Annotated in this window: 13 protein-coding genes; 8 read left to right on the top strand and 5 right to left on the bottom strand. The window is 39.3% G+C overall.

Annotated features, from left to right (window positions below; genetic code table 11):
• Position 1 precedes the first annotated feature (1 nt).
• Both NYR30_RS00105 and NYR30_RS00110 read right to left on the bottom strand, forming a co-directional pair.
• Positions 2–322 carry a hypothetical protein gene (locus NYR30_RS00105; RefSeq protein WP_302501394.1) on the bottom strand — a complete coding sequence of 107 codons (321 nt, stop codon included), beginning with the start codon at positions 320–322 and terminating at the stop codon, positions 2–4.
• Positions 323–336: 14 nt separating this feature from the next.
• Entirely contained in the window at positions 337–1239 is a 903-nt protein-coding gene (locus NYR30_RS00110) for a helix-turn-helix transcriptional regulator (RefSeq protein ID WP_302501396.1), read from the bottom strand.
• A 200-nt stretch (positions 1240–1439) separates the two neighbouring features.
• Here NYR30_RS00110 and NYR30_RS00115 point away from each other — a divergent pair, with 200 nt between their 5' ends.
• The 3 genes from NYR30_RS00115 to folA all read left to right on the top strand — a co-directional run bounded on the left by NYR30_RS00115 (position 1440) and on the right by folA (position 3542).
• Positions 1440–1790 (top strand): helix-turn-helix domain-containing protein, encoded by a 351-nt coding sequence (locus tag NYR30_RS00115; protein ID WP_039083747.1) that lies wholly within the window; start codon positions 1440–1442, stop codon positions 1788–1790.
• Between the two features lie 111 nt (positions 1791–1901).
• Positions 1902–3053 (top strand): prephenate dehydratase, encoded by a 1152-nt coding sequence (gene pheA / locus NYR30_RS00120; protein WP_302501402.1) that lies wholly within the window; start codon positions 1902–1904, stop codon positions 3051–3053.
• A gap of 9 nt (positions 3054–3062) precedes the next feature.
• Entirely contained in the window at positions 3063–3542 is a 480-nt protein-coding gene (folA, locus tag NYR30_RS00125; protein ID WP_302501403.1) for a type 3 dihydrofolate reductase, read from the top strand.
• Positions 3543–3621: 79 nt separating this feature from the next.
• Here the strand turns inward: folA and NYR30_RS00130 are convergent, their stop codons facing one another.
• Together NYR30_RS00130 and NYR30_RS00135 are read right to left on the bottom strand one after the other, a co-directional pair.
• On the bottom strand, positions 3622–4002 hold the full coding sequence (locus NYR30_RS00130; RefSeq protein ID WP_302501404.1) for a fluoride efflux transporter CrcB: 381 nt from the start codon (positions 4000–4002) through the stop codon (positions 3622–3624).
• 1 nt (position 4003) lies between these two features.
• Positions 4004–4825, bottom strand: a complete 822-nt coding sequence (locus NYR30_RS00135; RefSeq protein WP_039085558.1) for a Cof-type HAD-IIB family hydrolase — start codon at positions 4823–4825, stop codon at positions 4004–4006.
• A 381-nt stretch (positions 4826–5206) separates the two neighbouring features.
• Here NYR30_RS00135 and ilvG point away from each other — a divergent pair, with 381 nt between their 5' ends.
• Genes ilvG through ilvA form a run of 5 tightly spaced genes read left to right on the top strand, consistent with a single transcriptional unit; the run spans position 5207 to position 11528 of the window.
• Positions 5207–6862 carry an acetolactate synthase 2 catalytic subunit gene (gene ilvG / locus NYR30_RS00140; RefSeq protein ID WP_302501408.1) on the top strand — a complete coding sequence of 552 codons (1656 nt, stop codon included), beginning with the start codon at positions 5207–5209 and terminating at the stop codon, positions 6860–6862.
• A gap of 1 nt (position 6863) precedes the next feature.
• Positions 6864–7091 (top strand): acetolactate synthase 2 small subunit, encoded by a 228-nt coding sequence (ilvM, locus tag NYR30_RS00145; protein WP_066106628.1) that lies wholly within the window; start codon positions 6864–6866, stop codon positions 7089–7091.
• Between the two features lie 19 nt (positions 7092–7110).
• Entirely contained in the window at positions 7111–8118 is a 1008-nt protein-coding gene (locus NYR30_RS00150) for a virulence RhuM family protein/type II toxin-antitoxin system death-on-curing family toxin (protein ID WP_302501411.1), read from the top strand.
• Between the two features lie 12 nt (positions 8119–8130).
• Positions 8131–9966: a dihydroxy-acid dehydratase gene (gene ilvD, locus NYR30_RS00155; RefSeq protein WP_066106635.1), complete on the top strand. Its 1836-nt coding sequence runs from the start codon at positions 8131–8133 to the stop codon at positions 9964–9966.
• A gap of 11 nt (positions 9967–9977) precedes the next feature.
• Positions 9978–11528 (top strand): threonine ammonia-lyase, biosynthetic, encoded by a 1551-nt coding sequence (gene ilvA / locus NYR30_RS00160; RefSeq protein ID WP_437125208.1) that lies wholly within the window; start codon positions 9978–9980, stop codon positions 11526–11528.
• 56 nt (positions 11529–11584) lie between these two features.
• Here ilvA and NYR30_RS00165 read toward each other — a convergent pair whose 3' ends face one another.
• Positions 11585–12916 (bottom strand): surface lipoprotein assembly modifier, encoded by a 1332-nt coding sequence (locus NYR30_RS00165; RefSeq protein ID WP_302501414.1) that lies wholly within the window; start codon positions 12914–12916, stop codon positions 11585–11587.
• Positions 12917–12951 lie beyond the last annotated feature (35 nt).

Below are 12951 nucleotides of genomic sequence, written 5' to 3' on the forward strand. Positions count from 1 at the left end.
ATTATTTTTTATAAGTAACATTAATACGACTATTAATAAAATCTTTACCTATTTCAAAATCAGGGTTATAGGTTAAGAGATTATGAATGCCAATTCCAATTGCTGTATATATACTCATTAATCTACCGATATTTCCAAATAATCCCACACCTATTCCAGCCGCACGATTTTCTGTATAAACTCGGCAGGTAAAGCCATTTCTTTCAATAAGCTCTTCAATATAGGCGACATCATCAATAAAATTTTCTGTTTTGATCGAAAAGTTAATTTTATTTCTAATTAGTTTATTTAATGTTGCTGTATCTAGGGTATCTAATTGCATTTTTAATCTCCGAATTAAATCTTTTCAATCTTATTCAAATAATTAAGTAAATTATCTTTTAACTCTTCCTGCAAACTTTGAGGGCTAATAATAGTTAAATGCGGAATCCAATATTGAACAAGAGGTAAAATTTCTAATTGGCTGATATTTTGTGCTGAAAGTAATAATTCACCACTTTCTAATTTGTGTAACAGCTTTTGGTTAGGTAATAAATTTCTGCGTAAGAAAAAAGGTGCGGCAAAAGCAGAAACTTGAACCACCACTTCCGGTATTACATTTCCATGTGATAATGAATCGCTATTTTTAATATTTTCGATAAATTTTTGATTAGGAATAAATGTTTCAGATAAAACCTTTAATTGTGAAATTTGAGTAAAGCAGAATGTTTTTTGTTTGTCATTTTGATTTTTATCTGTACCAATAAGATACCAAATGCCATTTTTATTAGTTAATAAATAAGGTTCGAGTTGATAAAATGTTGAATGTTCACTATTTATTTTTTTATATTTAAATGAAATCAGTTTATTTTGCTGAATGGCTAATTGAAGCTCGTTGAATTGTTCTTTTAAATGGCTGATATTTTCATATTGAACGCCTTTCACTTGCACGGATTGTGTGAGCTTTTCTTGATAAAACACTTTATCAATCTCTGGGAATAAATTAGAAATACTGGCAAAAAGAGCAAAGCGTTGAATATCTTCTTCGGTCAGAATATCTAATTTTTGGCGATCTAATCGATAGAATCTAGGCCCCAATTCATCCCAAGGTAAAAAATTAAGGCGCTCTTTTATATCTCTTTGGATCGTCCTTATAGATACATTAAATTCATCTGCAAGTTCATTAACATCAATACGTTTACCTTTGTTAAGTTCGACTAAAATAAAACTAAGTCGCTGGGCAAGCTGTGTGCTTTTCATTTTATTTATTTCCCTTGAAGAATTATTGATGTTCTTATTCTATGGCAATAAACAGAAAATTCGGCGACAGGTTGTGTCGGGATGAAAAAACTTCTTACTTTTTTCATATTAGACTTTTCACATCTAATCTAAGTATGCTCTGCTATTTATGAAAAGAAGTCAAGACCTATTATTTCTCCTTTAATAGTAAGGAGTTAGCTATGTTGTGCAAAAGTGAACAATTATTACGAACAATTGGACAAGCAATTGCAAAATATCGGCGAGCAGTAGGAATGACACAAGCAGAATTAGCCGAAAAATTAGATATCAGCAATGATGCGGTATCAAGAATGGAGCGTGGAAAATCAGTTCCTTCTGTATTAAGGCTATTGGAATTGTCAGAGATTTTTCACTGTGAAGTCGCGGATTTAGTTACCCTCAGTAGTAATCGCTCAATGGATCAGGCTAGAAAATTGGAACTCTTATTTATTGGATTAGACGGTTATGAGCGTGCAGAACTGATTAATATTATTGAACGAATGCTAAATTGGAAACAGCATAGGGAAGATTAATTTATGACAAAGTTATCGCTATCTTTTGTTGGAATTGTATAGGCTATGAGTTGTTAAAGCGTGTAGATTCTTTATAATCAGTAACAGCTTGCCCAAGAAAGGATAGATGATATGAGTTTAGATTTAACCGAAATTCGTCAAAAAATTACCCAGCTGGATCGCGAGATTTTGCGATTATTGGCTGAACGTCATCAGGTTGCTTATGATGTGGTCAGAAGTAAAGAGCTCACAAAAAAACCGTTGCGTGATATTGAGCGCGAACAGCAACTGTTGGATGCGTTAATTCGTTATGCAGATAGTCAAAATTATCAATTAAATCCGCAATATATCACAGAAGTTTTCCAAAAAATTATTGAAGATTCAGTGTTGACTCAACAGGCATATTTGCAGAATAAACTGAATCAGCAGCGCAATAATCAAATTCATATCGCTTTTTTAGGAATGTTGGGTTCCTACTCCAATTTGGCAGCACGTCAGTATGCGGAGCGTTATCAAAAGGAGTTGATTGAATTAAGTTGTGAATCTTTCCGTCAAGTGTTTGCGGCGGTAGAAGAGGGCAAAGCGGATTATGGGGTTTTGCCGTTGGAAAATACCACTTCCGGTTCTATCAATGATGTCTATGATTTATTGCAGCATACCGATTTACATCTGGTCGGTGAATTGACTTATCCGATTCAACATTGTGTGTTGATTCCACAACCGACCGATTTAGCACAGATTGACACGCTATATAGCCATCCACAAGTGATTCAGCAATGCAGTCAATTTATCAATTCATTGCAGGGTGTACACGTTAAATATTGTGAAAGTTCTTCGCACGCAATGCAGTTGGTGGCGAAAATTAATCGGGCGAATGTGGCGGCATTGGGCAATGCAGAAGGTGGCAAGCTTTATGGTTTGCAAGTGTTGCAGGACGGCATTGCTAATCAAGTTAATAATATTACCCGTTTTATTGTCATCAGTAAAAAACCGGTGGAAGTGTCGCCGCAAGTGAATGCGAAAACGTTGTTGCTAATGTCGACAACACAGCAAGCCGGCGCATTGGTGGATGCGTTGCTGGTGTTTAAGAAGCATCAAATCATTATGACGAAATTGGAATCTCGTCCGATTTACGGTAAGCCGTGGGAAGAGATGTTCTATGTGGAAATTGAAGCCAATTTACATCAGGAGCGCACGCAACAAGCATTAACAGAATTAAAAACTTACTGTAGTTTCGTTAAAGTGCTAGGCTGTTATCCAAGCAATATTGTTAAACCGGCGTGAGGAAATAGGATGCTGAGTTTAATTGTCGCGATGAGCAAAAATCGAGTAATCGGGCGAGATAATCAAATGCCTTGGCATTTGCCGGCGGATTTAGCGTGGTTTAAAAAAAATACATTGGGTAAGCCGGTGATTATGGGGCGGAAGACCTTTCAGTCGATCGGCAGAGTATTGCCGAATCGCAAAAATATCGTGTTATCCCGGCAAGGTTTTCACGCAGATGGCATTGAAGTGGTGTCAGATTTATCCCAAGCATTGGCATTGGTGCAAGACGAGAACGAAGTGATGATTATCGGTGGTGGGCATCTTTTTGCTGAGGCTTTGCCACAAGCGGATCGGCTTTATCTGACGGAAATTGATACCGAGCTGCAAGGCGATACCTTTTTCCCGGAAATTGATCCGGCACAGTGGAAAACTGATTTTATCGAAACACGAGCAGCAGATGAGAAAAATCGTTATGCGCTGACCTTTAAAATTTTGGCACGTGTGTAGTCAGTGCAAACAGAATCCAACATAAGGTGCAAATTGATCTGCACCTTATTTTTTACGTTTAACTATGGTGTTATGGTGTTTAGGCAATAAAAAGCAGTCGCCATAAGAAAATACCAAGCAAAGTAAACGCCAGACAACCCAATAAATGCAAGCAAATAACACCGATAGCAGTTAAGTGCTGTTGCCCTAAAAAGATAGCGATCACTTCACCGGAAAAGGAAGAAAAGGTGGTTAAACTGCCGAGAAAACCGGTAATAAAAAAGAGCCGCCACTCGTTGCTAATCGTTGGAAAGCTAAGTAATGCCCCGCTGGCAATGCCCATTAAAAAACAACCTAAATAGTTGGCAACTAAAGTGCCAAAGGCGAATTGATGAAAAATAGGATTAAGCAAATTGCTCAATCCCCAGCGAGAACAGGCGCCAAGAGCGGCGCCAATAGCAATATAAAATAGAGGTAACATTTTAAATAATTCCAAAAGTAGCGCGGAGATAGCTCGCTACCGCTTCGTGGGCGTGATGCCCGATAATTTCCAGTTGCGGCAAAGCACGGATTAACGCCGGATTGGCATTTTGCATAATGCAGCCTTTGCCGACAAAATCCAACATTGTTTCGTCATTCATTCCGTCGCCGAAAGCGATGCAGGCGCTGTTGTCATAATGGCAATCGTGCAGTACTTTTCTCAGCGCATTCCCTTTGCTTACGCCTTTATTCATAATTTCGAGGCAGTTGAGCGAGGCATAAACAATCTCGGTGCGATCGCCGTAAGTTTGGCGAAGATGTTGCTCTAGTTCGAGCAAATCCTGTTGACAACGTGCAATAAAAAAGACTTTTTCGGTGCCTTGTGCATCGTGATGACGAAAATCGACAACCTGATAGCCGAAGCCTGAATCTTGATGATATTTTGCCATTTGTGGCACTTCGCGATCGATGAACCAACCGCTGTCCTGATAGGAGTTGACAAAAATTTTATTTTTATCGAACGGAACATTCATTATTTCCAAAGCAAGATCGGTCGGCAAATCATTTTTATAAAGTAATCGACCGCTGAGATCGTGAATTCTCGCGCCATTTGAGGTGATCATTCGGATATTTTCAATGCCTATTTTTGCAACAATCGAAAATACATCTTCGTGTTTTCTGCCGGTGGCGACCACAATATCTACCTGTTTTTGTTCCAATTTTCTTAAGGTATCAATGGTGAAATCGCCGACCACGTGCTGACCGTTTAAAAGTGTACCATCCAAATCTGACGCAACTAATTGAAAAGGAAGTAAACTGCGCATAAAACCCCTTATCTGTAAAATAAATAAAAAATAGTAGCAATAAATTTTAATAAGGCTATATGTTAACAAAAAACCGATGTAGCGGTTGATTTTTTGATCATCATAAAAATTAAAAATTTTTTAATAAAACTATTTGATTCAGATAAAAAATGTGGTATCAATAAAGACGCTCAAAAGCACACAACATACATACTTAGACCCACATTGGATATTGAAACTATGAATTCTGTTCGTTTTATTGGCATTATTATTAACCTCGTGGTGATTAGCATCACGAGGTGAGTGGTACAGCTGATAAAACTTTCAATATAAGATTTTAGGTCAGATGAACCCTCGCCTCGACAGTAGGCGAGGGTTTTTTATCGTTTTAAGGAAATAAAAATGAATGGTGCAAGATTTATTACAGAAAGTTTAAAAGCACACGGAGTGACAACGATTTTTGGTTATCCCGGCGGTGCAATTATGCCGGTTTATGATGCAATTTATGATTCAGGGTTGGATCATCTGCTCTGTCGAAATGAGCAGGGCGCGGCAATGGCTGCGATCGGTTATGCTCGTGCCAGCGGTAAAGTGGGTGTTTGTATCGCCACTTCCGGTCCGGGAGCGACTAATTTAGTCACCGGTTTAGGTGATGCGATGATGGACTCTATTCCGGTTGTTGCTATCACCGGGCAAGTTGCTTCACCGTTTATCGGTACGGATGCTTTCCAAGAAGCGGATGTTTTAGGTTTATCATTGGCTTGTACGAAGCATAGTTTTATCGTGCAGAGTATTGATGAATTGCCGGAAGTTATGGCGGAAGCGTTCCAAATCGCACAAAGCGGCAGACCTGGTCCGGTATTAATCGATGTGCCGAAAGATGTGCAGTTTGCCAAAATAGAACGCCAACCCCTTGTTTACCCTGTTCCGCAACCTCCTTCAGTTGAACCTTCTTTATTAGAACAAGCAAAAACACTATTACAACAAGCAAAACGTCAGGTACTTTATGTCGGCGGCGGTGTTGGAATGGCTGATGCGGTAGCGGAATTACGTCATTTTGTTGAAATTACACAAATACCGAGTTTTTCGACTATCAAAGGGCTTGGCGCATTGCCGGCGGATAATCCTTACTATATGGGAATGATCGGAATGCACGGCACTAAAGCGGCGAATTATGCGGCACAGAAGAGTGATCTGCTGTTGGTGCTCGGTGCGAGATTTGACGATAGGGTAACCGGTAAATTGGATAGTTTTGCTCCGACAGCAAAAGTTATCCACGTTGATGCCGATATTGCGGAAATTAATAAATTACGCCGTGCTGATGTAGCGATTCGCGGCGATATGAAACAAGTTTTGGCAGCGTTGACAATGCCGTTGGAAATTGATGCATGGCGCAATGATGTTAGACGTTTAAAAGAGAGCTATGATTTTGCTTATGCAGAGAATAGCGGTGATAACAATATCAATCCTTGGTGGTTATTACATACTTTATCTGCGAAACGAGCAAGAAATAGTGTGATTTCTACTGATGTTGGGCAGCACCAAATGTGGTCAGCACAGCATATGCAGCACTTTGATCCGAAAAACTATATTACTTCTGCTGGATTTGGTTCAATGGGTTTTGGTTTACCAGCAGCAATTGGTGCACAGAAAGCAAGACCAGAAGATCCGGTTATTTTAGTAACAGGCGATGGTTCATTTATGATGAATATCCAAGAGTTAGGTTCGATCAAACGTGGCAAGTTACCAGTGAAAATTTTGTTGATTGATAACCAACGTTTGGGAATGGTGCGTCAATGGCAAACATTATTTTTCCGCGGTCGTCATAGTGAAACGATCTTAGAAGATAATCCTGATTTTATTATGTTAGCGAAAGCATTTGATATTCCGGGAGAACGCATTGAAAAAGGTGGTGAAGTTGATGCAGCGTTAGATCGCCTATTAAATGCAGAAGGACCTTATTTATTGCACGTTTGTATTCATGAAGATGAAAATGTGTGGCCGTTAGTGCCGCCTGGTGCAAAAAATGATGAAATGCTAGAGGACATTGGAGTATAAAATGAATAATTATCAGATTTCAGTGCAAGCGGAATGGCGACCAGAAACATTGGAAAGAATTTTACGTGTGGTTAGACATCGTGGTTTTGTAGCAACAGCACTAACTAGTCAATTGCAAGAACAACAACTTACATTACAAATTTCATTACGCAGCGAACGAGAGTTATCGCTATTAACGAATCAATTAGTGAAGTTATATGGAATTACTGATGTTACAGTATTAAGCTAAATACTGGATTTTATTGGCTATGAGCGGAATACAGATTTATACCAGTCAAGATGGACAAGTTTCCTTACGAGTTTCTTTTGAACAGGAAACAGTGTGGTTATCACAGGCTCAAATGGCAGAACTGTTTGGGAAAGGACGAAGCACTATTACGGAACATATTAAAAATATTTTTCGTGAGGGAGAGTTGATTGAAAATGAGGTATGTCGGAAATTCCGACATACCACACCACATGGTGCAATTGTTGGTAAGACACAGCAACAAGAATTTACACAATATAACCTCGATGTCATTATTTCCGTTGGCTATCGTGTTAAATCTCAACGAGGTGTGCAATTCCGCCAATGGGCGACAAAAACCTTAAAACAACACTTAATTGATGGTTATACGTTAAATGAAAAACGGCTACAAGAACGAGGTATTGATTATCAGCAAACTGTTGAACTTCTTAGTCGTACTTTGTTAAATCAACAATTGCTTAATGCTGAAGGTGAAGCTGTGATTCAGGTGGTGCAGGATTATGCTAAGAGTTGGAGCCTGTTACAAGCCTATGATGAACAAAGCTTAAAGGAAAATACTGCAAAACAACATCATATGATTGCATTGCTATATGATGAAGTATTGAAAGCCATTTCTGCATTAAAGCAAGAACTGATCGCTAAAGGTGAGGCTACGGAGTTGTTTGCTCAGGTTCGTGGTGATGGTTTAGCATCAGCAATTGCAACTATAGAACAAGGATTTGGTGATACATTGTTCTATCCTAATGTTGCTAGTCGAGCTGCTCATTTATTGTATTTTGTGATTAAGAATCATCCGTTAGCAGATGGTAATAAAAGAACAGGGTCATTTCTATTTTTATGGTATTTGCGGTTAAATCAACATTTGTTAGCAAAACCAGTATCACAGCTAATTAATGATAATACGCTTGTTGCGTTAGCATTATTGGTGGCAGAAAGTCTGCCGGAACAAAAAGAGTTAATGATTCGATTAATCGAACATTTTATCGTGTTAAAAGAAAACAAATTATAGATTGGAGAGATTATGCCTAAATTACGTTCAGCGACCAGTACTCAAGGCCGCAATATGGCTGGCGCGCGAGCCTTATGGCGTGCCACAGGAGTAAAAGACAGCGATTTTGGAAAACCAATTATTGCAGTGGTTAACTCATTTACACAATTTGTACCAGGGCATGTACACCTGAAAGATTTAGGGCAATTAGTCGCGAAGCAAATTGAAGCATCAGGTGGTATTGCGAAAGAATTCAATACTATTGCCGTAGATGATGGGATTGCTATGGGACATGGTGGAATGCTTTATTCCTTACCATCACGTGAATTAATTGCTGATTCTGTAGAATATATGGTGAATGCGCATTGTGCTGATGCGATGGTCTGTATTTCTAACTGCGATAAGATCACTCCGGGAATGTTGATGGCGGCATTACGTCTTAATATTCCAACAATCTTTGTTTCTGGTGGCCCAATGGAAGCAGGGAAAACCAAACTTTCTGATCAATTAATTCGTTTAGATTTAGTGGATGCTATGATCCAAGGAGCAAATCCAGACGTTTCAGATCATGATAGTGAAATTATTGAGCGTTCAGCTTGCCCAACTTGCGGTTCTTGTTCAGGAATGTTTACCGCTAACTCAATGAACTGCTTAACAGAAGCATTAGGTTTAAGTTTGCCGGGTAATGGTTCTTGTTTGGCAACTCACGCAGATCGTAAACAATTGTTCTTACAAGCAGGTTCACAAATTATGGAACTCTGCCGCCGTTATTATGAACAAGATGATGCTTCTGTATTACCTCGTTCAATTGCGACAAAAGATGCCTTTAACAATGCGATGAGTTTAGATATTGCAATGGGTGGTTCAACTAATACCGTATTGCATTTATTAGCGGCGGCGCAAGAAGCCGAAGTTGATTTCACCATGGCGGATATTGATCGTCTATCTCGTGTTGTTCCTTGCTTATGTAAAGTGGCGCCAAATACTAATAAATACCATATGGAAGATGTGCATCGTGCTGGTGGTGTAATGGGAATTTTAGGTGAACTAGATCGAGCACATTTATTGAATAATCAAACACATACCGTATTAGGTTTAACGTTAGAACAACAATTAAACCAATACGATGTAAAACGTGATGTTAGTGATGCGGTAAAGACATTCTATCGTGCAGGTCCGGCAGGGATTCGTACTACCGAAGCCTTTTCACAAGATTGCCGCTGGGATAGTTTAGATGATGATCGCCAACAAGGTTGTATTCGTGATAAAGCGCATGCGTATAGCCAAGATGGTGGTTTAGCAATGTTAAGCGGAAACTTAGCGGAAAATGGTTGTATCGTGAAAACCGCTGGAGTGGATGAAAGTATTTTAACTTTCAAAGGCCCAGCAAAAGTGTATGAAAGCCAAGAAGCAGCAGTAGAAGCGATTTTAGGCGGTAAAGTAGTTGCTGGTGATGTTGTGGTGATCCGTTATGAAGGTCCAAAAGGCGGACCGGGTATGCAAGAAATGCTTTATCCAACAAGCTATCTAAAATCAATGGGGCTAGGTAAGGCGTGTGCATTATTAACTGATGGTCGTTTCTCAGGCGGTACTTCCGGCTTATCAATTGGTCACGTTTCTCCAGAAGCGGCTAACGGTGGTACGATTGGTTTAGTCGAAGATGGTGATTTAATTTCGATTAATATTCCACAACGTAAGATTGAGTTATTGGTCGATGAAGCAGAATTAAGTAAACGTCGTGCGGAAAAAGATCAATATGGTTGGAAACCAAAAGATCGCCAACGTCATGTTTCCTATGCACTAAAAGCTTACGCTTCTTTAGCAACCAGTGCAGATAAAGGTGCGGTACGTGACCGTAGCAAACTATAAGCGGTACTGATATGGATATGCAAACATTATTGGCAGCAGCGCAGCCAAGCGGAACTGAATATTTAAAGGCAATTGTTAAATTAGGTTCAAAAGTGTATGAAGCGGCGCAGGTGACGCCGCTGCAAAAAATGGAAAAACTGTCAAATCGCTTAGATAATCAAATCTTTATCAAGCGTGAAGATCGTCAGCCTGTACATAGTTTTAAATTGCGTGGTGCTTATGCAATGTTATCCACATTAACCGCAGAACAGAAAGCAGCAGGCGTAATTGCTGCTTCTGCTGGCAACCATGCGCAAGGTGTAGCTTTATCAGCAAAATTATTAGGCTTAAAAGCGTTAATCGTGATGCCACAAAATACACCAAGTATTAAAGTGGATTCAGTACGAGGTTTTGGCGGAGAAGTATTGCTCTATGGAGCGAACTTTGATGAAGCGAAAGCGAAAGCAATAGAGCTTTCGCAAAGCAAAAAAATGACGTTTATTCCGCCATTTGATCATCCGTTAGTCATCGCAGGACAAGGCACTTTGGCAATGGAAATGCTGCAACAAAATTCCGATCTTGATCGAATTTTTGTGCCTGTTGGTGGCGGCGGTATGGCAGCAGGCGTTGCCGTATTGATTAAGCAAATGATGCCGGAGATTAAAGTAATTGGCGTGGAGTCCAAAGATTCTGCTTGTTTATATGCGGCATTACAAGCGAAAAAACCTGTTGATTTAGAGCGTGTAGGCCTATTTGCTGATGGGGTAGCGGTAAAACGCATTGGTGATGAAACTTTCCGTTTATGCCAACAATATCTTGATGATGTTGTGTTAGTAGATAGTGATGAAGTTTGTGCGGCGATGAAAGATCTATTTGAAGATGTCCGCGCTATTGCTGAACCTTCAGGCGCTTTATCGTTAGCAGGCTTAAAAAAATATGCTCGTCAGCATCAAATTAAAGGTGAAAATCTGGCAGCGATTTTGTCTGGTGCAAACTTGAATTTCCATACTTTGCGTTACGTTTCCGAACGTTGTGAAATTGGAGAAAATCGAGAAGCCTTATTAGCGGTAACGATTCCTGAACAAAAAGGAAGTTTCCTAACCTTTTGCCATTTATTAGGAAATAGATCGGTGACAGAGTTTAATTATCGTTATGCCGATGAGCAGAAAGCCTGTATTTTTGTTGGGGTGCGTACCATTAATGAAGCGGAAAAAGCGGAAATCATTAATGATTTAAGCCAAGCTGGCTTCTATGTCGAAGATATGACAGATGATGATGTCGCAAAAACCCATATTCGTTATATGATCGGCGGACGTCCAAATAGCGATAAATTAGAACGTCTGTATAGCTTTGAATTCCCAGAGCAAAAAGGCGCTTTATTGAAGTTCTTGGAAACATTGGGAACGCATTGGAATATTTCGTTGTTCCATTATCGTGCACATGGCGCTGACTATGGCAATATTTTGGCTGGCTTCCAATTTGAAAAGGATGATTTGGATGACTTCAAACAACACCTTAGTAAGTTAGGGTATGTTTGCCAAGATGTTACTGATAGTAAAGCGTATCGTTATTTCTTAAGTTAAAAACTAAGCCCTTCGGTGGGGCTGAAACCTCTAGTGTGACTAGAGGTTTCTATTCTTTAAAAACTTTTCTCAAATAACAAGTTAATATTTTTATCGCTATAAGAGTACATTGTAGAAATATTGCTTGCTTGTTTTTTCCACGTTAAGCGGAGTTTTGGCGTAATATCCCAGTAGTGCCAATCACGTTTCCAAAGGGTAAGACTCGCATTATAGATTTTATCTTGACGAACTTTATTCAGTGGCAAAATTCCGCCTAATACCGCTTTATCTTGAAACTTCCGTTGGCTGAAACTCAAGTTGAGTTGAGTGGAAATACCCGCTCGCCATTCTTGTTTCCAACCAGTACGCACGCTATGAGTGCGATTGCTGTATTGTTTGACTCGTGTTTTTTCAAGCTGAAAATCGGTACCAAGATAAAATAGTTGGGTGCTATTTGGTAACCATAAAAGAGTGGTAGAAAAGAGCTGATTATATCCGTTTAAGTTCTGATTAGTCGGATAACGATTGCGGCTATATTCCCAATTCGCTGAGAGTTGCAGATTGTTATTGAGCCATTTTGACCACTCTAAACTTAAACCACTATTTTGTTGATAACGTTTATTAGCAAGCCAACGCCACTCATAGAAAGGGAGAATAGCGAATTGTTGCGCAGCACTTTTTCGTTTATAGCCCACACTCAAGCGATTTTGTATATCGGTGTAGTCGTGTTTATCCCAGTAATATTTCCCTGAAAAGTTATTTACGAGGGCAAGATAGTGCGATTGGCTGAGGTTACTATCTTTACCTATGGTCAGATTAAAGGCAATCCCGTGTGCTGACTGTGGCAGCATATCGTCATTTTTAATAAAGCCGGTGTTTTCAATGTTGCGAGAGGATGCAGTGTTATTGACATTTTTTGTTTGCACATAGTAAGTATTGATATAGCTGTACCAACTATTTCTTTGTTGAATGGCGTTAAGATACAAGTTGATGAGTTGTTCAACTTGCGGCGGAATATGGTCTGATTTTGCTTGTTTAAACTGCATTTCCGCTTCGTTATTTTGCTGGTCTAAAAATAATACTTTTGCCAGTTCAATCCGCACTGGGTTTAATGCAGGGTTTTGTGCCAAAATTTCACGCAACAAACGGATTGCAGTAGTGTAGTCTTGTTGTGCTTTGGCGAGGACGCTTTCGGCAAATAGCTCTAAAATTGTATTTTTTTCTGCGTCAGGAACAGAACGGTATTTTTCCAACAAAATATATAATTGTGGTATATCATTTTGATAAATAGCTAAATCTATTTGCTTAGCTAATACATTTGCTGATTGAGGTGTATTAGTGGAAAAATCAGCAAATGCTGACAGACTAACAAGCAAGGCAGGGAATAAGTAGAATTTTTTCATAGCCATAATGGTAAGTTAAATTCCCTAGCACTTAGGCTAGG

Origin of the sequence: Gallibacterium salpingitidis, from assembly GCF_030517105.1 — a bacterium.
Classification (GTDB): Bacteria; Pseudomonadota; Gammaproteobacteria; order Enterobacterales; family Pasteurellaceae; genus Gallibacterium; species Gallibacterium salpingitidis.

Bases quoted from the DNA above. Each gene is read 5' to 3' on its own strand.
- NYR30_RS00130 (WP_302501404.1), bottom strand. From the start codon at position 4,002: ATGTTACCTCTATTTTATATTGCTATTGGCGCCGCTCTTGGCGCCTGT.
- ilvG (WP_302501408.1), top strand. From the start codon at position 5,207: ATGAATGGTGCAAGATTTATTACAGAAAGTTTAAAAGCACACGGAGTG.
- pheA (WP_302501402.1), top strand. From the start codon at position 1,902: ATGAGTTTAGATTTAACCGAAATTCGTCAAAAAATTACCCAGCTGGAT.
- NYR30_RS00115 (WP_039083747.1), top strand. From the start codon at position 1,440: ATGTTGTGCAAAAGTGAACAATTATTACGAACAATTGGACAAGCAATT.
- NYR30_RS00135 (WP_039085558.1), bottom strand. From the start codon at position 4,825: ATGCGCAGTTTACTTCCTTTTCAATTAGTTGCGTCAGATTTGGATGGT.
- ilvD (WP_066106635.1), top strand. From the start codon at position 8,131: ATGCCTAAATTACGTTCAGCGACCAGTACTCAAGGCCGCAATATGGCT.
- NYR30_RS00110 (WP_302501396.1), bottom strand. From the start codon at position 1,239: ATGAAAAGCACACAGCTTGCCCAGCGACTTAGTTTTATTTTAGTCGAA.
- ilvM (WP_066106628.1), top strand. From the start codon at position 6,864: ATGAATAATTATCAGATTTCAGTGCAAGCGGAATGGCGACCAGAAACA.
- ilvA (WP_437125208.1), top strand. From the start codon at position 9,978: ATGGATATGCAAACATTATTGGCAGCAGCGCAGCCAAGCGGAACTGAA.
- folA (WP_302501403.1), top strand. From the start codon at position 3,063: ATGCTGAGTTTAATTGTCGCGATGAGCAAAAATCGAGTAATCGGGCGA.
- NYR30_RS00105 (WP_302501394.1), bottom strand. From the start codon at position 322: ATGCAATTAGATACCCTAGATACAGCAACATTAAATAAACTAATTAGA.
- NYR30_RS00150 (WP_302501411.1), top strand. From the start codon at position 7,111: ATGAGCGGAATACAGATTTATACCAGTCAAGATGGACAAGTTTCCTTA.
- NYR30_RS00165 (WP_302501414.1), bottom strand. From the start codon at position 12,916: ATGGCTATGAAAAAATTCTACTTATTCCCTGCCTTGCTTGTTAGTCTG.